General features: G+C 65.3%; 19 protein-coding genes and 1 tRNA gene. 10 read left to right on the top strand and 10 right to left on the bottom strand.

What is annotated here, in order from left to right; all coding sequences use genetic code 11:
* Positions 1–50 precede the first annotated feature (50 nt).
* The 4 genes from NP552_RS12565 to NP552_RS12550 all read left to right on the top strand — a co-directional run bounded on the left by NP552_RS12565 (position 51) and on the right by NP552_RS12550 (position 3,354).
* The gene (locus NP552_RS12565) at positions 51–647 is read left to right on the top strand and encodes a LemA family protein (protein ID WP_043860787.1); all 597 of its coding nucleotides are present in this window, start codon (positions 51–53) and stop codon (positions 645–647) included.
* The gene (locus NP552_RS12560) at positions 647–1,384 is read left to right on the top strand and encodes a TPM domain-containing protein (RefSeq protein WP_100633562.1); all 738 of its coding nucleotides are present in this window, start codon (positions 647–649) and stop codon (positions 1,382–1,384) included. The genes NP552_RS12565 and NP552_RS12560 overlap by 1 nt, the downstream gene beginning before the upstream one ends.
* Positions 1,385–1,410: 26 nt before the next feature.
* Complete coding sequence (locus NP552_RS12555) at positions 1,411–2,028, top strand: TPM domain-containing protein (RefSeq protein WP_043859748.1); 618 nt, start codon at positions 1,411–1,413, stop codon at positions 2,026–2,028.
* Positions 2,029–2,136: 108 nt separating this feature from the next.
* Positions 2,137–3,354: a class I SAM-dependent methyltransferase gene (locus tag NP552_RS12550; RefSeq protein ID WP_274096782.1), complete on the top strand. Its 1,218-nt coding sequence runs from the start codon at positions 2,137–2,139 to the stop codon at positions 3,352–3,354.
* Between the two features lie 88 nt (positions 3,355–3,442).
* On the opposite strand, the gene NP552_RS12545 is transcribed toward NP552_RS12550, so the two are convergent.
* A complete protein-coding gene (locus NP552_RS12545; protein ID WP_253086613.1) occupies positions 3,443–4,330 on the bottom strand; it encodes a DMT family transporter in 888 nt (295 codons plus the stop codon).
* 163 nt (positions 4,331–4,493) lie between these two features.
* Positions 4,494–5,522, bottom strand: a complete 1,029-nt coding sequence (locus NP552_RS12540) for a DUF4917 family protein (protein WP_274096781.1) — start codon at positions 5,520–5,522, stop codon at positions 4,494–4,496.
* 191 nt (positions 5,523–5,713) lie between these two features.
* On the opposite strand from NP552_RS12540, the gene NP552_RS12535 reads away from it, so the two are divergent.
* The 4 genes from NP552_RS12535 to NP552_RS12520 all read left to right on the top strand — a co-directional run bounded on the left by NP552_RS12535 (position 5,714) and on the right by NP552_RS12520 (position 11,291).
* Positions 5,714–6,253, top strand: coding sequence for an RNA polymerase sigma factor (locus NP552_RS12535; protein WP_043859744.1), 540 nt, complete (start codon positions 5,714–5,716; stop codon positions 6,251–6,253).
* Positions 6,246–7,214, top strand: coding sequence for a FecR family protein (locus tag NP552_RS12530; protein ID WP_043859743.1), 969 nt, complete (start codon positions 6,246–6,248; stop codon positions 7,212–7,214). The genes NP552_RS12535 and NP552_RS12530 overlap by 8 nt, the downstream gene beginning before the upstream one ends.
* 68 nt (positions 7,215–7,282) lie before the next feature.
* Positions 7,283–9,697 carry a TonB-dependent receptor gene (locus tag NP552_RS12525; RefSeq protein ID WP_274096780.1) on the top strand — a complete coding sequence of 805 codons (2,415 nt, stop codon included), beginning with the start codon at positions 7,283–7,285 and terminating at the stop codon, positions 9,695–9,697.
* A 7-nt stretch (positions 9,698–9,704) separates the two neighbouring features.
* Positions 9,705–11,291, top strand: coding sequence for an alpha/beta hydrolase-fold protein (locus NP552_RS12520; protein WP_253086616.1), 1,587 nt, complete (start codon positions 9,705–9,707; stop codon positions 11,289–11,291).
* A 68-nt stretch (positions 11,292–11,359) separates the two neighbouring features.
* Here the strand turns inward: NP552_RS12520 and NP552_RS12515 are convergent, their stop codons facing one another.
* The 7 genes from NP552_RS12515 to NP552_RS12485 all read right to left on the bottom strand — a co-directional run bounded on the left by NP552_RS12515 (position 11,360) and on the right by NP552_RS12485 (position 17,911).
* The gene (locus tag NP552_RS12515) at positions 11,360–13,063 is read right to left on the bottom strand and encodes a SulP family inorganic anion transporter (RefSeq protein ID WP_043860081.1); all 1,704 of its coding nucleotides are present in this window, start codon (positions 13,061–13,063) and stop codon (positions 11,360–11,362) included.
* Positions 13,064–13,199: 136 nt separating this feature from the next.
* Complete coding sequence (locus NP552_RS12510; RefSeq protein WP_258659860.1) at positions 13,200–13,853, bottom strand: hypothetical protein; 654 nt, start codon at positions 13,851–13,853, stop codon at positions 13,200–13,202.
* A gap of 220 nt (positions 13,854–14,073) precedes the next feature.
* Positions 14,074–14,147: transfer RNA gene (locus tag NP552_RS12505), tRNA-Gly, on the bottom strand.
* Between the two features lie 117 nt (positions 14,148–14,264).
* Positions 14,265–15,149 (bottom strand): alpha/beta fold hydrolase, encoded by an 885-nt coding sequence (locus NP552_RS12500; RefSeq protein ID WP_213606206.1) that lies wholly within the window; start codon positions 15,147–15,149, stop codon positions 14,265–14,267.
* 320 nt (positions 15,150–15,469) lie between these two features.
* Positions 15,470–16,162: a pseudouridine synthase gene (locus tag NP552_RS12495; protein WP_274096779.1), complete on the bottom strand. Its 693-nt coding sequence runs from the start codon at positions 16,160–16,162 to the stop codon at positions 15,470–15,472.
* A gap of 32 nt (positions 16,163–16,194) precedes the next feature.
* Entirely contained in the window at positions 16,195–16,416 is a 222-nt protein-coding gene (locus NP552_RS12490; protein ID WP_274096778.1) for a cysteine-rich CWC family protein, read from the bottom strand.
* Between the two features lie 25 nt (positions 16,417–16,441).
* A complete protein-coding gene (locus tag NP552_RS12485; protein WP_043860086.1) occupies positions 16,442–17,911 on the bottom strand; it encodes a sensor domain-containing diguanylate cyclase in 1,470 nt (489 codons plus the stop codon).
* Positions 17,912–18,124: 213 nt separating this feature from the next.
* On the opposite strand from NP552_RS12485, the gene NP552_RS12480 reads away from it, so the two are divergent.
* Positions 18,125–18,538 (top strand): hypothetical protein, encoded by a 414-nt coding sequence (locus NP552_RS12480; protein ID WP_274096777.1) that lies wholly within the window; start codon positions 18,125–18,127, stop codon positions 18,536–18,538.
* A gap of 18 nt (positions 18,539–18,556) precedes the next feature.
* Here NP552_RS12480 and NP552_RS12475 read toward each other — a convergent pair whose 3' ends face one another.
* The gene (locus tag NP552_RS12475; RefSeq protein ID WP_043860088.1) at positions 18,557–19,663 is read right to left on the bottom strand and encodes an enoyl-CoA hydratase/isomerase family protein; all 1,107 of its coding nucleotides are present in this window, start codon (positions 19,661–19,663) and stop codon (positions 18,557–18,559) included.
* Between the two features lie 129 nt (positions 19,664–19,792).
* On the opposite strand from NP552_RS12475, the gene ung reads away from it, so the two are divergent.
* Positions 19,793–20,485 (top strand): uracil-DNA glycosylase, encoded by a 693-nt coding sequence (gene ung / locus NP552_RS12470; protein WP_104572008.1) that lies wholly within the window; start codon positions 19,793–19,795, stop codon positions 20,483–20,485.
* Positions 20,486–20,576: the final 91 nt, after the last annotated feature.

Below are 20,576 nucleotides of genomic sequence, written 5' to 3'. Positions count from 1 at the left end.
ATTATGCCTCAAGTCCGGCGCATTTCGAGCACTCACGGAGCGTAGCGACAATGCAGGTATCGAACAGAGCACGGTTGTGGCTGGTGCTGGCACTGGCCAGCCTGCTGGCCGGTTGCGGCATCAACAACATTCCCCAATACGACGAACAGGTCAAGGCGGCCTGGGCCCAGGTGCAGAACCAGTACCAGCGCCGTGCCGACCTGATTCCCAACCTGGTCGAAACGGTCAAAGGCTACGCCAGGCAGGAGCAGGCCACCTTGACCGCGGTCATCGAAGCGCGGGCCAAGGCCACCTCGATCAAGGTCGATGCCAGCACCCTGGACGATCCTGAAAAACTGCGCCAGTTCCAGGCCGCACAGGCCCAGCTGGGCGGTGCGCTGGGGCGCCTGATGGTGGTCTCGGAGCGTTACCCGGACCTGAAGTCGAACCAGAACTTCCTGGCCCTGCAGTCCCAGCTCGAGGGTACGGAAAACCGTATCGCGGTGGCGCGCAAGGACTTCATCGCCGCCGTGCAGCGCTACAACACCGAGATCCGTACCTTCCCCGGGCGCCTGTGGCACAGCGTGATGTACAGCGACATGCCGCTGCGCGAGAACTTCGAGGCCACCAGCGCCGATGCCGACAAAGCGCCTGAAGTGAAATTCTGATGCGTGTGCTCAAGGCGGCGCTGCTGCTGGTGCTGCTGGCGGCGAGCGGCTGGCTGTGGGCCGCGCCCCAGTTCCCGGCGCTCAGTGCACGGGTGGTGGACCAGGCCGGGCTGCTAGACGGCGCCACCCGCAGCCAGCTTGAGCAGATGCTCAAGGCCCACGAGCAGGCCACCGGCGAGCAGGTCGTGGTGGTGACCCTGGCCAGCCTGCACGGGCAGGCCATCGAGGACTATGGCTACCAGCTGGGGCGCCACTGGGGCATCGGCCAGCAGGGCAAGGACAACGGTGCGCTGTTGATCGTCGCCCCCCAGGAGCGCAAGCTGCGCATCGAAGTCGGCTATGGCCTGGAGGGCCGCCTGACCGATGCCCAGGCCTCGGTCATCATCAACAGCGTGATCACCCCGGCGTTTCGCCGTGGCGACTTCAGCCAGGGCATCGTGCTTGGCACGGCGGCCATCCTTCAGGTGCTGGGCGGCGCACCGCTGGACGAGCCGGCGCGGCCTCTGGCAGACGAGGCGCAGCAGCAAGGTGCGCCGGTCTGGGCGGTGGGCCTGTTCATCCTGATGATCATCATCGTGTTCGCCCTGCAGGGTCTTGGCGGGGGTGGCCGCGGTGGGCGCGGGGGCTTTGGCGGTGGTCTTGGCGGCGGTTTCGGGGGCGGCCTGGGCGGTGGCGGCGGTGGCTTCAGTGGCGGCGGCGGCAGTTTCGGCGGGGGCGGGTCCTCCGGCGGCTGGTAACTACACGACAAGAGACACACACGTACATGGCATTGCTCAGTGAATACGAACAGCGTCAGGTGGCCCAGGCCATCGCCCAGGTAGAACAGCGTACCGATGCCGAGCTGGTGACGGTGCTGGCGGCGCGTGCCGACGACTATGCCTATATCCCGTTGCTGTGGGCCAGCCTGCTGGCGCTGGTGGTGCCGGGCGTCCTCTATTACCTGAGCGGCTGGCTGAGCGTGCATGGCCTGCTGTTGGCGCAGTGGCTGACCTTCATCGTGCTGTGCCTGGTGTTCCGCCTGCCGCGCCTGACCAGTTGGCTGGTGCCGCGCAGGGTGCGCCACTGGCGTGCGTCGAACCTGGCGCGGCGCCAGTTTCTGGAGCAGAACCTGCATCACACCGTGGGCCGCACCGGGGTGCTGATCTTCGTCAGCGAGGCCGAGCGGTATGTGGAGATCCTGGTGGACGAGGGCATCTCCAGTCGCCTCGACAACCAGGCCTGGGACGCCATCGTGCGCACCTTCACCGCCCAGGTGCAGCAGGGCCAGACCCTGCAGGGCTTTGTCACCTGCATCGAGGCCTGTGGCGAGCTGCTGGCGGCCCATGTGCCGGTGACCCAGGCGCGCAACGAGCTGCCCAACCGGCTGGTGCTGCTGGGCTGAGGCATGCGCGCTGATCGACAAGTGCTGTGCCTGGGGCGGTCATCCACGTAAAATGCGCGCCATTGCGCGCCTGCGGGCGCCCCCCGCAACCCGAGGCACCCACTCCCCATGTCCGCAACCCCCACCGCCCAGGCCGCGCCGGATGCGCGTGCGCAGTTTCTGGCGCTGCTCGCCACCAGCCTGCACCAGCACACCTTCATCAAACTGGTGCTGGCGCGCCATGTCGGCGCCGAGGTCGACCTGCAGCGGGTAACGGCCAAGCCGCTGACGATCAAGGGGCAGGCCAGCCTGTCGTTCGTGTACCGCTACAAGACCCGCGACATCACCCGCAACCTGGCGCTGGACGAGGCGCTGACGTTGATCGGTGAGCTGTTGCCGGCTTCGTTTCGCAACGCGCACCTGCTCAGCCTGAACGACGAGGTGCAGCTGGAGTTCACCAAGAAGGGCAAGCCGATGCTGCATCGCAACGCCGTGCAGCAGGCGCGCGAGGTGGTGACCGGCGAGCATGATCGCGAGAAGAAGCGCTACCTGGAGCTGAGCCGGCCGTTTCTGCACGATCTGGGCGTGACCGACAAGCAGCAGGCGCTGATTCCGGCGATGTCGCGCAAATGGAAGCAGATCAACAAGTTCATCGAGGTGTTCTCCCATGCGCTGAGCAGCGCGCCACTGGCGGCAGATCAGCCGGTGCGGGTGGCGGACTTCGGCTCGGGCAAGGGCTACCTGACCTTCGCGATCCATGACTACCTGCGCAACACCCTGCAGCGCGAGGCGCAGGTGACGGGCGTGGAGTTGCGCCCGGACATGGTCGAGCTGTGCAATGCCGCCGCCGCGCGCCTGGAGCATCCGGGGCTGAAGTTCGAGTGTGGCGATGTGCGCAGCGTGGTGCCCAGCGCCATCGAGGTGATGATCGCCCTGCATGCCTGTGACATTGCCACCGACTACGCGATTCATACCGGTATTCGCTGTGGCGCGGCGATCATCATGTGCTCGCCGTGCTGCCACAAGCAGATTCGCCCGCAGATGCACAGCCCGGGGTTGCTCAAGCCGATGCTGCAGTACGGCCTGCACCTGGGGCAGCAGGCCGAGATGCTCACCGACAGCCTGCGTGCGTTGTACCTGGAGGCCTGTGGCTACGAGACCAAGGTGTTCGAGTTCATCTCGCTGGAGCACACCAACAAGAACAAGATGATCCTGGCCACCCGGCGGCGCGAGCCGGTGGCGGCGCAGGCGTTGCTGGAGAAGATCCAGGCGCTCAAGGCGTTCTATGGGGTCAAGGAGCATTGTCTGGAGACGCTGCTGCGGGCCGATGGCTTGATTCCTGTCTGAACCTCACCACCGTCATCGCGGGTCAAGCCCGCTCCCACAAGGATCACCCTTACCTGTGGGAGCGGGCTTGACCCGCGATGGCGGCACCTCAGGCCTTGACCGGTGCCGGATGCACCCGCGCCTTGCGCCCCAGCACCACCGTTAGAATCACCCCGCCGGCAAACACCCAGGTGATCGGCGCCACCTGCTCGCCAAAGAACAGCGCCGACAGCGCGATGGTGAAGAAGATCTGCAGCAGCTGCACCTGGCTCACCCGTGAGATTCCGCCCAGCGCCAGCCCGGCGTACCAGGCAAAAAAGCCGATGAACTGCGAAAACAGTGACACATAGCCGAACGCCCACCAGGCCCGCGGGCTGATTGCGCCTTCATGCTGCAGCGCCAGGTACACCACCGGCCCCAGCAGCAGCGGGCTGGACAGCACCAGCGCCCAGCAGATCACCTGCCAACCGCCCATCTCCCGCGCCAGGCGGCCGCCTTCGGCATAGCCCAGCCCGCCCACAGCAATCGCCGCCAGCATCAGCAGGTCACCGGCCTGGATGTGTCCGGCGCCCATGATCATCGCGTAGGCCACCACCAGTGCGCTGCCCAGCGCCGCCCATGCCCAGAACGCCGTGGAAGGTCGCTCGTGGGACAGCCACGCCGCATACACCACCACGCACAAGGGTTGCAGGCCGTTGACCAGTGCGCCGTGGGAGGCCGGCACGCTCTGCATGGCCCAGGCCGACAGCACCGGGAAACCGAGAATCACCCCCAGCGCCACCAGGCTCAGGCCCTTGACCTGCTGCCAGGTGGGCCACTTTTCACGGCGCCACAGCAACAGCGCCGCTGCCGGGATCGCGGCCACCAGGGCCCGGCCCAGGCCGTTGAGCAGCGGGTGCATCTCCTGCACCACGATGCGGGTCATGGGCAGGGTCAGGCTGAAGATGATGACGCCGAGCAGGCCGAGGGCCAGGCCGGTGTTTTCGCGGGTAGACATGAGCGCGCCTGAGGGCTGGAGGGGCCGCTCATTGAGCCACAGGTGGGGTGGGGAATCTGGTTACAGTTGGCAACAAAGGTGTCCGTACAGTTGGGCGTCGCGCCGGCCTTTTCGCCGGCAAGGCCGGCTCCTACAGGCTTCGCGCCCTCCTGTGGAGGCCGGCCTAGCGCCGACGCCGCCCCACTGCCTTGGGCGGCGGCGCGGGCACATTCGCCAGCGCGCCCAGCGGGTGCGTGGTGGCATCGAAAAAATGCAGTTCGATGCCCGGGCACGCTTCGAACACCCGCGCGTAATGCTGCTTCTGGCTCACGATGGCCGCCTCGTTCACCGGCAGGATCGAAATGGCCAGGTGTGTCGGCTGCGCCTGCCTGATCGCCTCCACCAGGTGCCGGTCGGCACGGTCCAGGTGATGCCCGAACACGCACAGCCCCTCGCGCTGCGACGCCAGCGCGGCGTAGCACCAGGTCAGGTAATCGGACCCGCGAATCGCCCGCAGCTTGTTGTCGCTGCTGTCTTCATTGATGAACAGTGGCACATCGCCCGGGGTGTTGATGGCAAAGCCGTCGAGCAACTGGCTGCCGCTGGCCGCCCGCTGGCGCGTGGTGCCGTGCTGGGTGCGCAGCAGGTGCAGGCCGCCATGCAGGTAGTGCATCCGCGTGCCCGGCCCCTGAGCCCGGCTGACGTCGAAATCGCCTTCCTCGTCGAACAGCTCGGCAAAGCCGTGCGGCGCCTGGTTCACGGCCCAGTGACAGAGCAGGTCGTAGTTGCTGGAAAACACGCGCTGGTAGGTGCGCAGCTCGGCGTTGATCGCGGCCAGGTGGGCAGTGGGCAGCAGCTTCCAGGGAATGTGCACGCTGCGCACCGCGTGGATCAGCGCCTCCTTGATCGCGTAGTAGCGGTTGAGCGGTGCCGACGAACTGATCGCCAGCGCGGCATTAACCTGCACGGCGGTGTTCAGGGCACTGAGCACCGGCGCGAACAGCTCGCTGTTCATCGATTTGAACAGTGCCTGGTCGGTGAGGCCGAGGGGCTTGTGGCGCACGCGCTGGGCCAGCTCGAACAACGAAAAGTAGGCGAACGGGCGCCAGATGGCGCGGCTGGCACCGTTGCCCAGCAGCAGGCTGGTGCACGGGTGGGCGGTATTGAGGTGCGGCCAGGCCGCCAGGGTTGCGTCGACGTCGGCGAGGGGCATGTGGATCTCGTAGGGATTTGTTGCACGTTGGCAGGGCGCGACTGTAGCACGCCGACGCGTTGTCATCAGCGCTCCGGAACCTGCGGTGTCTGCCACCGGGTACTGAGGGCTGGCCGAAGGCAGAGGGAGTGTGTGAGAATGATACGAATTCCCATTAATGTTTTGTCTGCCTTATCACGCGCCGGACGCCCATGACCTCGCTTTCAACCCCCTGGACGGCCGGCGCGCCGTCGTTTGCGGCTGTCGCCGACGAGCTGCTCGCGCACTACACCGACCTGCGCCGCTACCTCGGCAGCCGACTGCGCAACCCCGATGATGCGGCCGATATTGCCCAGTCGAGCTTTGCCCAGGCCTACGCGCATGCCCTCAATGCCCCGGTGATCAATGCCCGTGCGCTGCTGTTCCAGGCGGCGCGCAACCTGTGCATCGACCAGTTTCGCCGGCGCAGTCGCGAGCTGGCGGCGCTGGAGGACTGGCTGACACGGGCCGATGGGCTCACCCCCAGCGTGGAAGAGATCCTGATTGCCCGCGAGCAGTTGCAGCAACTGATTGCGCGTATCGAGCGCATGCCGCGCCTGCGCCGCGAGGTGTTCGTGCGAGTGCGCCTGCATGGCCAGAGCCATCGCCAGGTGTGTGACGAGCTGCAGCTGTCGGCCAAGGCCGTGGAGCTGCACATCGGCCGCGCGGTGTTCGACCTGTCCGAACTGAGCCAGGCCTGCCGTCATGTCTGAGGCGCGGCCGGTTTCGCCACGCAAGGTACAGCAGGCGCTGGGCTACCTGGCGGGGCTGCACAGTGACGACCCCTCCCGTGTGCGCGAGGTGAGCGGGCAGTTGCAGCGCTGGCGCAACAAAAGCAGCGAGCATGAGCGTGCCTGGCTGGAGGCCGAGCAGCGTTGGCAGATGATCCATCGACTGACCCCGCAGTTGCGCGGCTCGCTGGCCCCCGAGCCGGTCAACCTCGGCCGGCGTCGCCTGCTGCGCCAGGGTGCCGGCCTGCTGGCGGTGGTCGGGTGCAGTGCATGGCTGGGTTGGCTGTGGCAGCGCCGACCACAGTTCGACCAGGTGCTGCTGACCGAACATGCAGCGCCCGCACGCAATGTACTGCTGCCCGACGGCAGCCAGATGGTGCTGGCGGCCGAAAGCAACGTGCAGGTGAAGTACAGCAACGGCCAGCGCGAGGTCATGCTGGCCCACGGCAATGTGTTTTTCGACGTGGCCCACGAGCGCCTGCGCAGCTTCCTGGTCAGCACCCGGCTGGGGCAGGTGCAGGTGCTGGGCACCGCCTTCAGCGTCAGCGACCGTGGCGGCGATATCCAGGTGGCGGTGACCCGCGGTCATGTGAAGGTGCGCGGCCTGGATGGCGAAACCCGCGAACTGCTGGCCGGCGACCGGGTGCGCCTGGGCGAACCCGGTGTGCCGGGGCCGGTGGAGCATCACCCGCAGGCGGCCCCGAACGCCGAGCACTGGCGCCAGGGCTGGTGGTCGTTCACCGATGCACCGCTGGCCGAGGTGATCGACGAATTCAATGCCTACAGCAACCGTCAGGTGCGGCTTGGCGAGGGAGCAGCCGGGCTGCGCCTGACCGGCAGCTTCCCCAGCGACCGCCCCGACATATTGCTGAACGCCTTGCCCAGGGTGCTGCCGCTGAGCCTGATGCAGAAGGGTGAGTACACCTGGCTGCAGCTACGTTGAAATTTTTTTGAGGGGTAGTGGCCAGCTAGCGCGTCTTCCTGGCAACTCCCTAGCTCAAAGGACAGATCATGTCGTTTTTCCTCGCCCGGACCACGCGTTCGTCGCCTTCTTCGGTTATCCCCAGCACCCTTCGCCACCTGGTGCTGGCCTGTGCTCTTGGCGCGGCCAGCCTGTCGGCCGTGTCGGCCGAGCTGAGCGCAGGCACCCGCGTGCTGGCGCTCGACCTGCCCAGCCAGCCGCTGGATAGCGCGGTGCAGGCGCTGTCCCGCGAGGCGGGGGTGGCGATTGCCGCCGACAGCCAGTGGCTGGCCGGGCGCAATGCCCCGGCGCTGCAGGGCCGCTTCACCCTGCAACAGGCGCTGCAACGCCTGCTGGACAACAGCGGCCTGGTGGCCAGCGAAGAAAACGGCGTGATCATCCTGCGTCGCCCCGAGAGCGACGGCGCGCTGACCCTGGGTGCCACCACGGTCAATGCGCAGGTGGGCAACAGCAGCAACCCGCCCGAGCTCTACAGCGGTGGCCAGGTGGCACGCGGTGCGAAGGTGGGCATGCTGGGCAATCGCGACATCATGGAAACCCCTTTCAACATCACCGCCTACACCGCCCAGCACATGGAAAACCAGCAGAGCGGCACGGTGGGCGCGGTGCTGCGCAACGACCCGTCGGTGCGCTTCAGCACCGGTGAAGGCCACACCTACGAAAACTTCATGATCCGCGGCTACTCCATCGACTCCACCGAGCTTGCGGTCAACGGTCTGTATGGCCTGGCGCCCGATGGGCATGTGCCCACCGAGTTCCTGGAGCGCGTCGAGGTGCTCAAGGGCCCTGGTGCACTGCTCACCGGCATGGCCCCCAACGGCGGTGTGGGCGGGGTGATCAACCTGGTGCCCAAGCGGGCCGGGGATGCGCCACTGAAGCGCCTGACCACCAGCTACGTATCCGACGGCTACTGGGCCGAGCACCTGGACCTGAGCCGGCGCCTGGGTGAGGAGAACCGCCTGGGCATCCGCTTCAACGGCGTGTACGGCAGCGGTGACACCGGGGTCGACGACCAGTCCAAGGACCGCACCCTGGCGTCCCTGGGCATGGATTACCGTGGCGATGGCTGGAAGCTGGAACTCGATGCCTACGAAAGCCACGAAAAGATGCAGAACGGCAGCCCGATGATGGCCGGCTTCAGCAAACTGGGCTACGTGACCAAGGCGCCCAAGCCGGATTCCAACATCCTCGACGGTATTTCGGCCAAGCAGATCAGCAAGGCGGTGATCCTGCGCGGCGAATACGAGCTGTCGGACGACTGGACGGCCTACGCCAGCGTCGGCGGTGCGCGTACCCGCTACAAGGGCTTCCTCAACGGCACGCGCTCGATCATCACCTCCGGCAACGGCGACGCCACCGCCGAAACCTACAACCAGGGCGGCTATACCCATAGCCTGTCCACCGAAGCGGGTGTGCGCGGCAACTTCAGTACCGGTCCGGTGACCCACCAGCTGGTGCTCAGCACCACCCTGCTGCACCAGGACATCGGTCGCGCCGCCACCGTCACCGGGGCAAAGTACACGACCAACATCTATCACCCCGGCAAGCCGATCATTGCCGGCAACATCGGCTCCAGCGACAAGACCGGCGACAACACCCTGTCGAGCTTTGCCGTGGCCGATACCCTGGGCTTCGTCGACGACAAGCTGTTGCTGACCCTGGGCGTGCGCTCGCAGCGGGTGCGCCAGAAGATGAGTTCGCCTTCGTATGACGAGCATGCGCTGACCCCGGCACTGGGCGTGGTGCTCAGGCCGTGGGAGGCGGATGTCTCGCTGTACGCCAACTACATCGAGGGCCTGACCCAGGGCGGCATGGTCAGCGACCTGTCGGCTGCCAACTATGGCGAGCAGTTCGCCCCGTACAAGTCCAAGCAGGTGGAAGCCGGGGTCAAGTGGGACCTGGGCGACTTCACCCACACCGTCAGCGTGTTCCAGATCGAGAAGCCGAGCATGATGCTCGACACCGCCAGCAACCGTTACACCGACGATGGTCAGCAGCGCAATCGCGGGGTGGAGTGGAACCTGTTCGGTTCGTTGACGCCGAGCGTACGCCTGCTGGGTGGGGTGACCTATACCCGTGCCGAGCTGACCAAGACCGCTGGCGGCAAGCTCGATGGCAACGCCGCGCGCGGGGTGCCGCAGTGGTCGGCCAACCTGGGCGGCGAGTGGGACACGCCCTGGGTCGAGGGCCTGACCCTGACCGCGCTGGCCATCCACAGCAGCTCGCAGTACCTGGATTCGGCCAACGAGCTGAAGATTCCGCAGTGGACCCGCTATGACCTGGGCGGTCGCTACAGCACGCGCATCCTGAGCAAGGACGTGGTGCTGCGCGCCAGCCTGGAGAACGTCGAGAACCGTGCCTACTGGGCCGGTGTGTTCAACGACGGCTACGCCACGGTCAGCGAGCCGCGCACGCTGAAACTTTCGGCCAGCATCGACTTTTGAGGTGTACATGCAACGACTCAAGACATTTTGCGCCGGCCTTGCGCTGGCCAGCCTGACCGGAGGCGCCGCAATGGCGGCCTCGCTGGTGCCCGGGCACAGCGTCAGCGGCGCCATCGGCCAGGGCCGGCAGCCGGTATGGACCGTGCCGCTCAAGGCCGGTGACTTCGTGCAGGGGCGCGTGGAGGGCGACGTCAGCGTGCGCCTGCTCGATGCCGACGGCCAGCCGGTGCGGTTGCTGGTGGACGGGCTGGACATGGTGCGCGACTTCATGTTCATCGCCCCCCACGACGGCCTGTATGGCGTGCGCGCAGAAGCCATCGCCACCCGCCCGCAGGCTGCCTATTCGCTCAAGCTGACCGGTGTCACCAGCGTGGCCGAGCAGCAGGCCCAGCAGACGCGCCTGCAAAGCCCGGTGATGCGCGAGCTGGCGGCGCATGTGGCCAAGGGGGGCGATACCCAGGCCTTCTGGAAGGCCCGCGAGCAGCAGGGTACGCCCCTGGTCGAAGCGCTGGCAGAGCAGCCCGGGCAATCGCTGGTGACCTTCCTGTGGCGAGGTGCCCGGCACAACGTTCGGGTGTTCGGCGCGCCGTCGGGCAACCATGATGAGCTGCAGCGCCTGGGCGACAGCGATGTGTGGTTTCGTAGCTACGTGGTGCCTTCCAGCACCCGGATGAGCTACCAGATGGCACCGGACGTACCGCCCTCCACTGACCGCCGGGTGATTCTGGCCAGCTCCCGGCAAGACCCGCTCAACCCCAACGGCTTTGCCGATGGCAGTGGCGATCGCTGGCTGTCGCGCTCGCGCCTGGAGCTTGCCGACGCGCCTGCGCAGCCCTGGGTGGCGCAGCGCCCCGGGGTAGCCCGGGGCACGCTGGAGCGCCAGGTGCTGACCAGCAAGGTGCTGGGCAACCAGCGTGACGTGTACCTGTACCGGCCGCCGGGCTGGACGCCGGGGGCGGCGGGGCAGGGGCTGCTGGTGCTGTTCGATGCGCATGCCTACACCCGGCAGGTGCCCACCCCGACGCTGCTCGACAACCTGCTCGCCGATGGCCTGATCGGCCCCACTGCTGCGCTGATCATCGCCAACCCGACCGACCTGTCGCGCCAGGTCGAGCTGCCACCCAACCCGCAGTTTGCGCGGTTCATGGCCGAGGAACTGATGCCCTGGGCGAAGGCGCGCGGGCTGTCGGCCCCGGCCGACCGCACGGTGGTGGCAGGTTCCAGCTACGGCGGGCTGGCCTCGGCCTACCTGGGGCTGCAGCATCCGGAGCTGTTCGGCAATGTGCTGAGCCTGTCGGGGTCGTACTGGTGGGCGCCGGAAGGAATGGAGCCTGGTTGGCTGACCCGCGAGTACGTGCGTGCACCGCGTGCGCCGCTGCGCTTCTACCTGCAGTCGGGGTTGTTCGAGGGGCCGAAGATTCTCGACACCAATCGCCAGTTGCGCGACGTGCTGCAGGCCAAGGGGTATCCGGTGGTGCAGGTGGAATACCCGGCCGGGCATGACTACCTGCAATGGCGTGGGTCATTGCCGTGTGGGTTGATCGCCCTGATCGGTAGCGGGCAGGGGACGCCGCAGGCCTGTGAGCCGCGCTGACCCTGCCGCTTCGCCGGCAAGGCGGGCTCCTGCAACATCGCCAGGAGCCGGCCTTGCCGGCGAAAGGTTTACTGTGCGACAGCCGCCTCGCGCCTGACCTTGTTGCGCCACAGTCGGTAGGCGCGAATGCCTGCCCGCACCGAGCCGTACAGCAGCTCGCTGCCCATCTCCCGCGCCAGCCCCGAGCGCACCAGCATCCGCAGGAAGCTGCCGCGGGCCCGGGCGATGCCCATCACGATGCCCTGGGCCATCAGGGTTTCACGCACTTCGCGCAGCGCCGCGATGCCGCTCACGTCGATCGAGCTGACCGCCTCGGCGTCGAACAGCACGGCGCGGGCTTCCACCTCCTTCTGCACCGCGTCGAGCAGGCGCATCTTGAAGTAGTCGGCGTTGAAGAACAGGATCGCGTCGTCGAAGCGGTACACCACCAACCCTGGCACCGTGCGCGCGTCCTTGTGGCGGCGGATGTCCACCTGGCCCTCGATGCCGGGCGCCCAGCCCAGCACTGCATCGGTGGGCTGGTAGATGGTGTAGAGCAGGCGCAGGATCGCCAGGGTCACCGCGATGATGATGCCCGGCAGCACGCCCACGCCCAGCACGCCGACCGTGGTCAGGATGCACAGCCAGAACTCGAAGCGGCTGAGGGTGTAGATCTTGCTCAGCGACTTGACGTCGATCAGGCCCCAGCCGGCCATCAGCAGCACGGCGCCCAGGGCTGCCTGCGGGATCCACGCCATGGGCACGGTGAACAGCAGCAGGCACAGCGCGATCACCAGCGCCGCGATGATGCCCACCAGCTGGCTCTTGCCACCCACCATGTCGTTGACTGCGGTACGCGAGTCGGCGCCGCTGATGGCAAACCCCTGCGAGGCGCCGGCGGCCAGGTTCGACACGCCCAGGGCGAGGAATTCATGGTTGGCGTTGATCGCATAGCCATGGCGTGCGGCAAAGCTGCGTGCGGTCAGCATGGCGCTGCAGAAACTGACCGTAGCGATACCCAGGGCGTCACGCAGCAGGCTTTTCATCTCTTCGAGGTTGGTCTGCGGCCAGGCGAGGGTGGGCATGCCCGAGGGCACGTGACCGAGGACTGCCACGCCGAAGCGGTCCAGGCCGAACAGGCCGGCCACCAGGGTGGCGATGGCCACGGTCACCAGCGCTGCCGGCAGCTTGGGGTAGCGCCGAGGCAGCCAGATCAGCAGAGCCAGGCCGGCCAGGCCGATGAACAGCGTCAGCCAATGGATTTCGTTCAGGCGTTCGAGCAGGTTGATCAGGCTGAGCACGAAGCCGTTGCCCTCGATCTTGAACCCCAGCACCTTGCCCAGCTGGCCGGCCAGCAGGCTCAGGCCGATACCGTTGAGGTAGCCGATCAGAATCGGTCGGGAGAAGAAACTGGCAATGAAGCCGGCCCGTGCCAGGCCTGCGGCGATCAGCATCAGCCCCACCAGCACCGTGACGATCACCGACAACTGTGCCACGCGCGCCGGGTCGCCCATGGCCAGCGGCGCCACGGCACCGGCGACCATGGCGCAGGTGGCAGCGTCGGGCCCGACCATCAACTGGCGCGAGCTGCCCACCAGGGCGTACACCATCATGGGCAGGATGCACGCGTACAGCCCGACCTGCGGCGGCAGGCCGACGATCTGCGCGTAAGCGATGGCGATGGGGATCTGGATGGCGGCAACCGACAGGCCGGCCTGGAGGTCAGGGCGAAACCATTCGGCACGGTAACGCAGCAGGTTGGCGAGGCCGGGGAGCCAGCGGGAGAGAAACATGGACCGATCCTTGTGATGTTTCGGAGCAGCGGTGGGTTTTACCAAGGTCTTTGGGGGCGGTGTTGATCTGAATCAGGCGCAGGCAGGTTTCTACTGCAATGGTGCGATCATCGCCAGGCGTCCCCACGGCACGGCTTCAAAAATTCAGTCGGAACAGCGTTCTCCAGAAGTTCTTGATCGGTGAGCGCTTGTGGCGGTCCCAGTTTCGCTCCCACCACTCATCCTCATCTTTTGACGCTCCCTCGATATCACTACCAGTCTCATACGCTGCATGTTGTCGAAACAGCATGGGGAAAGCGCAGTACTGCTTGATGTGATTCCTGAACAGCCTGTCGAGCGGTGTACCATCGTATCGAGCCTCGGTCACGGCACGACAGCCTTCACGGGAGAGAATGTAGGCGTGCAGCGCTACCACGCGCCCTCGGGCGATGAAAGGGAACCAGGTCAGCCATGTCCGGCCCATGCTGTAGCCGAGATGCAGGGCTTTGAAAGGGCGGGTACGGATGAAGCGGTTTGTCCAGCCGATCTGCGCAGGTTTCAGTTGATAGGGTTTTACATCATCTTCGAATATCAGAATTCGCTGAAAACCGTTGGCCAACGCCATCTTTGCCAGCGCCTGGTGAGACTCGAAGCACCCTCGCACAGGGTCGTCATTTCGCTCGACAATATAAAAGGTAACTGGATTCTCAAGCAGGCAACCGACGGCCTTCTCGAACAGATCACGCCGGTCCTGCCTTTCCTTTATGGATATGCAGTAAACAGTGTCGACATCAAATTTGATCTTTTCCAAAAGTGAGCCCTTTCATCTTCAACGCTATCCGTAGCGTATTCACGCTAGCGGCAACAAAAGAAGTAGGCAACAAAAGAAGTGGAGCGTTGTGGCTTAGAAACGAGAAGGTAGGGAGGCAGAGGGGATTTGAAGAGGCTGAATTCGGATCAGGTACCGGTCAACCAAACGGTCATCCATTCTGTCGAGCCGCCTGGTGTGGCGCTGGAGGAGCTGAAGTGACTGGAGCGGGTGAAGGGAATCGAACCCTCGTTATCAGCTTGGGAAGCTGGAGTAATGCCATTATACGACACCCGCTTTCAGGCGCACTTTGTACCAGAACTGCGAGACGATTTGAAGCCCTTATTGCAATCGGCGGCTCGCGAGCCGCAGCGCCGGTCTGCCGCAGACCGGCGCTACACTGGCCGCGACCACTCAGATGGCCTGCGCATGCTGGCCGTTCACGAAGTGATACGCGGAGCGCGTTTCACGCGGTTGCGGGCCGAGAAACTCCAGCAGCACCTCGCGGGTGTCGCGGCAGGCCGCCTTGTGCTCCATGTCCAGGAAATGGCCGGCGCTGCGAATCGGCCTGAAGTGGCTGTGGCGCACGTGCCGGGAAAACTGCCGGGCATCGTGGGCAGTGGTGTATTCGTCCCATTCACCGTTCATGAACAGCACCGGAATGTCGATGGCCTGTGCGGCCCGCAGGGCCCGCCCAAGGTCGTGATCCAGCACCTGATGGATGTGGAAGTGCATCTGCGCATACTCATGCTCGGCCAGGCTGCTGACGTGGCGATGATTGAAACGCTTGAACAGCGAGGGCAGGTGCTTGCCGATGGTGTCGTTGACCAGTTTGCCCATCTGCTGGCGGTCGCAGGTGCGCAGGTAGTGCGAGCCGCGCTCCAGGTAGTCGCGCATCGGTTCGTTGATCACCGGCGAGAACGAGCTGACCACGGCCTTGCGAATGCGCCGCGGCTTGCTGGCCAGTGCCAGCAGGGTGCAGGCACCGCCCCATGAAAACGACATCAGGTGGTCGGCGGCGAAGTGGTCGATCAGCTCCAGCAGGATCCGGCCTTCGGTTTCCTTGGTCAGCAGGTGGTCGTTGCGGTTGTGTGCCCGGGACTTGCCCGAGTAGGGCTGGTCGTACAGCACGACGTTGAACTGCGGATGCAGGTTGCGCACCGTCTGGGCGAAAGAAGCTGTGGTGGCGAGCGAGCCGTTGATCAGGATGATCGTCTTCTCTGCGGCGTCCGCGCGATAGAACTCCGTGTAAACCCGGTACTGACCCTGTATATCCAGCACAGCAATTTCTGGCCTCATGTCATCGACTCCTGGCGCAAAAAGGGTATCCGTACAAGCAAGCTTGCCCGGTCTTCATGACAGGTAGGCATACGCCTTGAAATGAAACGAGGGGCCCTGTGTCGATCCGTTGCCGGCTGGTCGACGGGTATTGTTGTTAGGTGGGCAATCTGCCGGACGCCAGCGCTTCGGGGCGCCGGTCACCTGCAGAAAGGTGCCTTGGACTGCGTTCGTGACCGATTGGTCACATGCAGACTGACGGTTGGATTCAAGCAGGCGCCCGGCCAACCCGCAAGTGCCGTTGGCGCAATCGATGATTTTTTTGCCGAGCGGTCGTGGCGTCAGATGGCCAGGATTTCATCCTGGCTCAGCGCACGGTATTGCCCCGGGGCCAGTTGCGGGTCCAGGTACAGCGGGCCCATGCGCTCGCGGTGCAGGCGCGTGACCTTGTTGTCGAAGAAGCCGAACATGCGTTTGACCTGGTGATAGCGCCCCTCGACGATGCTCAGGCGCGCGCTGTGGCTGCCCAGCAGGGTGAGCTCGGCGGGGAGGGTGGTGAGGTTTTCGAAGGCGAAGTAGATGCCCTGGCCAAAGGTTGGCGCATAGGCGTCGGTGATCGGCTGCTCGGTCTCGACGTAGTAGGTTTTCGCCAGCCCGGTCTTGGGCTGGGTCAGGCGACGTGACCACTGGCCATCGTTGGTCAGCAGCAGCAACCCGGTGGTGTTGAAGTCCAGGCGCCCGGCGATGTGCAGGTCGTTCCGGTCGGGTTCGTCGAGCAGGTCGAGCACGGTGCGGTGCTGCGGGTCGACGGTGGCGCTGACGCAGCCCATCGGCTTGTGCAGCATCAGGTAGCGCGGTGCACGCCCGGCTTGCAGCACCTGCTGGTCGACCTCGACGCGGCTGAACTCGCGTACCTCATGGTGCGGGTCGGCGATGGCCACGCCATCCACCCGCACCCGTCGTTGCACCAGCAGCAGGCGCACCTGCTGGCGGTTGAAACATGGCAGGTTGCTGAGAAAACGGTCGAGGCGCATGGCGGTTGGGCGTACAGACGTGGGCGCGCAGTCTAACGGTTCGGCGCAGGCTTGGCTGCCTGCAATCGGGCATCGACCAGGGCGCATTGCGGGCACAGGCAGGCACTGTTGCGCAAATGCGCCGGCAGCGCTTCGAGCACGCGGGGATCGATCTGCACGCTGTAGCACCAGCAGGCCTGGGTGGCGCTACGCGGGTCGGCGAGGCTGCACTGGTTGCTGGCGCCGCAGGCGGGGCACAGGCGGGTATCGTTCATGGTGGTGGCTACCGGGGGCGACGTTTTACAGTTCCGAGCAGACGCGATTGCGTCCACCCTGTTTGGCGCGGTACAGCGCATCATCGGCGCGGGCGATCAGGGTGTGCAAGGTATCGTCGGACCGATGGGCGCTCAAGCCGATGCTCACGGTCAGGTCGAGCACCTTGTCGGCATAGCCGAAGGCCAGTTGCTCGGTGCGCAGGCGAATCTTTTCGGCAACCGCCCGTGCGGCGTCGGCGTCGGTGTTCTTGAGCAGCACGAGAAACTCCTCGCCGCCCCAACGACAGATGATGTCGGTATGGCGCAGGCAGCTTTCCAGGATGCGCGCGAACTGACGCAGCACTTCGTCGCCGGCCAGATGGCCGTGGGTATCGTTGAGGACCTTGAAGTGGTCCAGGTCGAGCAGCAGTGCCACCAGCGGCATGGGCTCGCGCTCGGTGTCGAGCAGGGCCTGTGCCGCCAGCAGGTCGAAGGCGCGTCGGTTGGGCAGGCCGGTCAGGCTGTCGATTGTTGCCAGGGTCTGGATGTTGTCCTGATGGCGACGGATCATCGCATTGAGCAGCGACAGCACCACCAGGGTGATCATCGCGCAGATCACCAGGTTCATGTACAGCGACTGGCGTGCACTGTCCAGGGCCGTGCCGTCGCGCTTGTCGACGAACAGGTACCAGTCGAGCTCGGGGATCAGGCGCACATTGAGAAAGTGGCTGTGCCCATCATGGTTGTATTCGCGGTTGCCCTCCACCGGCACGGGCATTTTCTGCTGCAGGTCGGCCAGCGCTGGCACCTCGCGCAGCGTGAGCCCGCTGTGTACGCCTTCGGGGCCGCCGGCAGACCCGGTGAGCACGATGCGACCGCTGGCATCGACGAAATACACCGTACGCTGATAGCGCAACTGGTAGTCGCTCAGGCGCCTGATCACTGCTTCGACCGTCAGCCCGACGCCAGCCGCGCCGATGAACCTGCCCTGGTAGTCGAACACCTTGTAGTTGATGAAGACGGTGGGCTTGTCCTGGTTGGCCATGTCCAGGTCGACGTTGATCTCGTAGGGCGTGTCCATCGCCTTGACGCGTGCGTACCAGCGGTCACGCTCGGTGCGCGGGTCGACATGCTTGAGTACGCCCTTGGCCTGGTAGTAGATGCCGCTGGCCTCGGAGACAAAAAACGCCGTGTAGGCATTCTGATGCGCCATCACTTCATTGAGGTAGCGGGTGATGGGCATCGGGTCCTGTTCGCCGGCCAGGGCCCAGTCACGCAGGAAGGTGTTCTGGGCCATCATCGAGGCGATCACCACCGGGCGCACCAGGTCCCGCTGGATTTCGGAGTAGACGGTATCGGAGGTCAGCGGCAGCTCGGTGTTGATGATGTTGTCGCGGATCTCGCTGCGCGAGGCAAAGTAGCTGAGCAGCGACGTGGCCAGAAAGCCGCAGCCAAGCAACAAAAGCAATGCCAGCATCAACGAGCGTTGCGAGAACAGGGCGTAACGAAGCGGCATGGCAGATCCGTGGCGGGTACCGATGCGTCTTATTCTAGAGGGGCGCGCAGAAAATAACTGGACGATTTTCAGGGGTATCGGCCTTGTCACAATTTATTTCGAAAAACGCACGGCACGTCGATTCGGTGGTCTTAGCCTATGTCGATGAACGCTTGCCGATCGACGCCGACCAGCGCCGCTGGGATGTGCAGTTCAGCGGTCCGGGAGGCCGCCATGTATCGCCGACTTTTGCTGATTGTTGTGCTGGGTGTGCTGACCACCGCCTGTGCTCCGTATTACGGTGGCCAGGGCTACTACCGCAGTGATGTGTACACCGTGGACCGCTATGAATACCGTGGTTACGACCGTGGTTATCCCTATAACAGGGGGTACTACGTGGTGCCGCAGCCTCGCTATTACGCCCCCGTGCCGCGTTACTACCGCCCGGCGCCCGTGCCTCAGTACCGCCCGGTACCGGGGCATGGCTACTACAATGTGCGCCCCGCCCCAGGGCGTTACTACCAGAACCCGCGCTATGGTCAGGGGCAGCAGTGGCATCAGGGGCGGGACAATGACCGTGGGCGCGATCATGGGCGTGACCGGGGTCGCAGCGACAACGGCTGGGGCGATCGCAACTCGCACCGGTGAACATCGCATTCGCTGGCTTCACACAAGGTCAGCCAGCGGATGCCGCCCCTCCCATGCCTTGCTGAAGTGCGCCTGCACCACTGCCTGGGGGACCTGAGCAACTTCCTGCCAATGCCAATGCGGCGTCTGGTCCTTGTCCACCAGGCGCGCGCGTACCCCTTCGCTGAACTCCGGATGCCGGCAGCAGTTCAGGCTCATCGCATATTCCATCTGCAGCACCTGCCCCAGCGACAGGTAGCGCGCCCGCGCGATCTGCTGCCACACCAGGTGCGCGGTCAGCGGGCAGCCTTCGGTGAGGGTGCGTGCCGCCTTGGCCAGGACCTCGTCGTCGTGCATGCGCCACTGTGCGATCGCCCGCCAGGCACAGGCCGGGTCGCTGACATCGAGCAGCGCGTCGATCTGCGCCCGGCGTGGCAGCCATCGGGCCGGCGGCAACTCGGCCAGCGCCTGCTGCTGCAACGCCTTGAGCAGGCTGTTGAGCTGCATCGCGGTCTGCTCCTGCCAGTTCAGTTGCAACAGCCCTTCAATCAGCTCGTCCTGCTGGTTTTCGCCCATGAAGCGGTCCGCCAGGCCCAGGTCCAGTGCATCGCGTGCATTGATCGGCGCGCCAGTCAGCCCAAGGAACAGGCCAAGCCGCCCTGGCAGCCGGTTCAGGAACCAGCTGGCGCCCACGTCCGGGTACAGGCCGATACTGATTTCCGGCATCGCCAGGCGGCTGCTCGGGGTCACGATGCGTACCGTGCTGGCCTGCAGCAGGCCCATGCCGCCGCCCAGCACATGCCCGTGCCCCCAGCACAGCAGAGGCTTGGGGTAATGGTGCAGGTCATAGTCGAGCCGGTACTCGGCGGCGAAGAAACGCGCCGCCAGCGGCGGCACTTCACCAGGCTGTGCGCGGCACGCCTCCACAAGACTGCGGACATCGCCCCCCGCGCAGAACGCCCGGTCACCCAGCCCGCGCAGCAGCACGCAGACGATGCCGTCATCCTTGGCCCAGCTTTGCAGGTGGGTGCTCAACTGCTCGATCATCGGCAACGACAGGGCGTTGAGCGACTGGGGCGCATCCAGGCTGGCAACGCCGATGCGGGCGCCATCGACGCCGGTGAGTACTTCGAACGCTACGGCCATGGGCCACCTCACTGCGGTTATCCCGACAAGTATGGCTACTGTCAGCGATCATGCCGGTCGCCGGTCGGATCGATTGACAAGCGCTGGCAGCTTTCCTAGTGTCCGCCCCCATTGCCTACGGGAGTGCCCATGACCAACGATGACCGCATCAAACTCGAACCGAGCTGGAAAGACGCTCTGCGCGGCGAATTCGAACAGCCCTACATGCAGCAACTGCGTGAGTTCCTGCGTCAGGAATATGCGGCCGGCAAGGAGATCTATCCCCCGGGGCCGCTGATCTTCAATGCGCTCAACTCCACACCGCTGGACCAGGTCAAAGTGGTGATTCTGGGGCAGGACCCCTACCACGGCCCGGGCCAGGCACACGGCCTGTGCTTCTCGGTGCAGCCTGGGGTGCCCGCGCCGCCGTCGCTGGTGAACATCTACAAGGAGTTGCAGCGCGACCTGAACATCCCGATCCCGAACCACGGCTACCTGCAGAGCTGGGCCGAACAGGGCGTGCTGCTGCTCAATACCACCATGACCGTGGAGCGCTCGATTGCCGCGTCGCATGCCAAAAAAGGCTGGGAGTCGTTCACCGACCGCATCATCCAGCTGGTCAGTGAGCGCCAGCCCGCCACCGTGTTCCTGTTGTGGGGCAAGCATGCCCAGAGCAAGTCTGCGCTGATCGACGGTACCAAGCATCTGGTGCTCAAGTCGGTGCATCCTTCACCGTTGTCGGCCTACCGTGGCTTCATCGGCTGCGGGCATTTCAGCCGGGCCAACAAGTTTCTGGAACAGCACGGGCTGGCGCCGGTGCAGTGGGCGCTACCGGCGTTGTAAGCGCACCTACCTGGTATTTCTGTCAGTTTCGCGAAGCGTATTCCGCCATTACATTTGCGCCATGGCTGTGAGTCGAGCAGCGCCCTGAAAT

Origin of the sequence: Pseudomonas sp. 8209 (assembly GCF_028682105.1) — a bacterium.
In the GTDB taxonomy this organism is placed as follows: domain Bacteria; phylum Pseudomonadota; class Gammaproteobacteria; order Pseudomonadales; family Pseudomonadaceae; genus Aquipseudomonas; species Aquipseudomonas palmensis.
This window is presented reverse-complemented; position numbering and strand designations above follow the sequence as displayed.

Excerpts from the sequence above, each read along its gene's own strand:
- NP552_RS12560 (WP_100633562.1), top strand. The coding sequence starts at position 647 with ATGCGTGTGCTCAAGGCGGCGCTGCTGCTGGTGCTGCTGGCGGCGAGC.
- NP552_RS12480 (WP_274096777.1), top strand. The coding sequence starts at position 18,125 with ATGTATCGCCGACTTTTGCTGATTGTTGTGCTGGGTGTGCTGACCACC.
- NP552_RS12550 (WP_274096782.1), top strand. The coding sequence starts at position 2,137 with ATGTCCGCAACCCCCACCGCCCAGGCCGCGCCGGATGCGCGTGCGCAG.
- NP552_RS12535 (WP_043859744.1), top strand. The coding sequence starts at position 5,714 with ATGACCTCGCTTTCAACCCCCTGGACGGCCGGCGCGCCGTCGTTTGCG.
- NP552_RS12515 (WP_043860081.1), bottom strand. The coding sequence starts at position 13,063 with ATGTTTCTCTCCCGCTGGCTCCCCGGCCTCGCCAACCTGCTGCGTTAC.
- NP552_RS12475 (WP_043860088.1), bottom strand. The coding sequence starts at position 19,663 with ATGGCCGTAGCGTTCGAAGTACTCACCGGCGTCGATGGCGCCCGCATC.
- NP552_RS12520 (WP_253086616.1), top strand. The coding sequence starts at position 9,705 with ATGCAACGACTCAAGACATTTTGCGCCGGCCTTGCGCTGGCCAGCCTG.
- NP552_RS12530 (WP_043859743.1), top strand. The coding sequence starts at position 6,246 with ATGTCTGAGGCGCGGCCGGTTTCGCCACGCAAGGTACAGCAGGCGCTG.
- NP552_RS12525 (WP_274096780.1), top strand. The coding sequence starts at position 7,283 with ATGTCGTTTTTCCTCGCCCGGACCACGCGTTCGTCGCCTTCTTCGGTT.
- NP552_RS12565 (WP_043860787.1), top strand. The coding sequence starts at position 51 with ATGCAGGTATCGAACAGAGCACGGTTGTGGCTGGTGCTGGCACTGGCC.
- NP552_RS12490 (WP_274096778.1), bottom strand. The coding sequence starts at position 16,416 with ATGAACGATACCCGCCTGTGCCCCGCCTGCGGCGCCAGCAACCAGTGC.
- NP552_RS12500 (WP_213606206.1), bottom strand. The coding sequence starts at position 15,149 with ATGAGGCCAGAAATTGCTGTGCTGGATATACAGGGTCAGTACCGGGTT.
- NP552_RS12555 (WP_043859748.1), top strand. The coding sequence starts at position 1,411 with ATGGCATTGCTCAGTGAATACGAACAGCGTCAGGTGGCCCAGGCCATC.
- ung (WP_104572008.1), top strand. The coding sequence starts at position 19,793 with ATGACCAACGATGACCGCATCAAACTCGAACCGAGCTGGAAAGACGCT.
- NP552_RS12545 (WP_253086613.1), bottom strand. The coding sequence starts at position 4,330 with ATGTCTACCCGCGAAAACACCGGCCTGGCCCTCGGCCTGCTCGGCGTC.
- NP552_RS12495 (WP_274096779.1), bottom strand. The coding sequence starts at position 16,162 with ATGCGCCTCGACCGTTTTCTCAGCAACCTGCCATGTTTCAACCGCCAG.
- NP552_RS12485 (WP_043860086.1), bottom strand. The coding sequence starts at position 17,911 with ATGCCGCTTCGTTACGCCCTGTTCTCGCAACGCTCGTTGATGCTGGCA.
- NP552_RS12540 (WP_274096781.1), bottom strand. The coding sequence starts at position 5,522 with ATGCCCCTCGCCGACGTCGACGCAACCCTGGCGGCCTGGCCGCACCTC.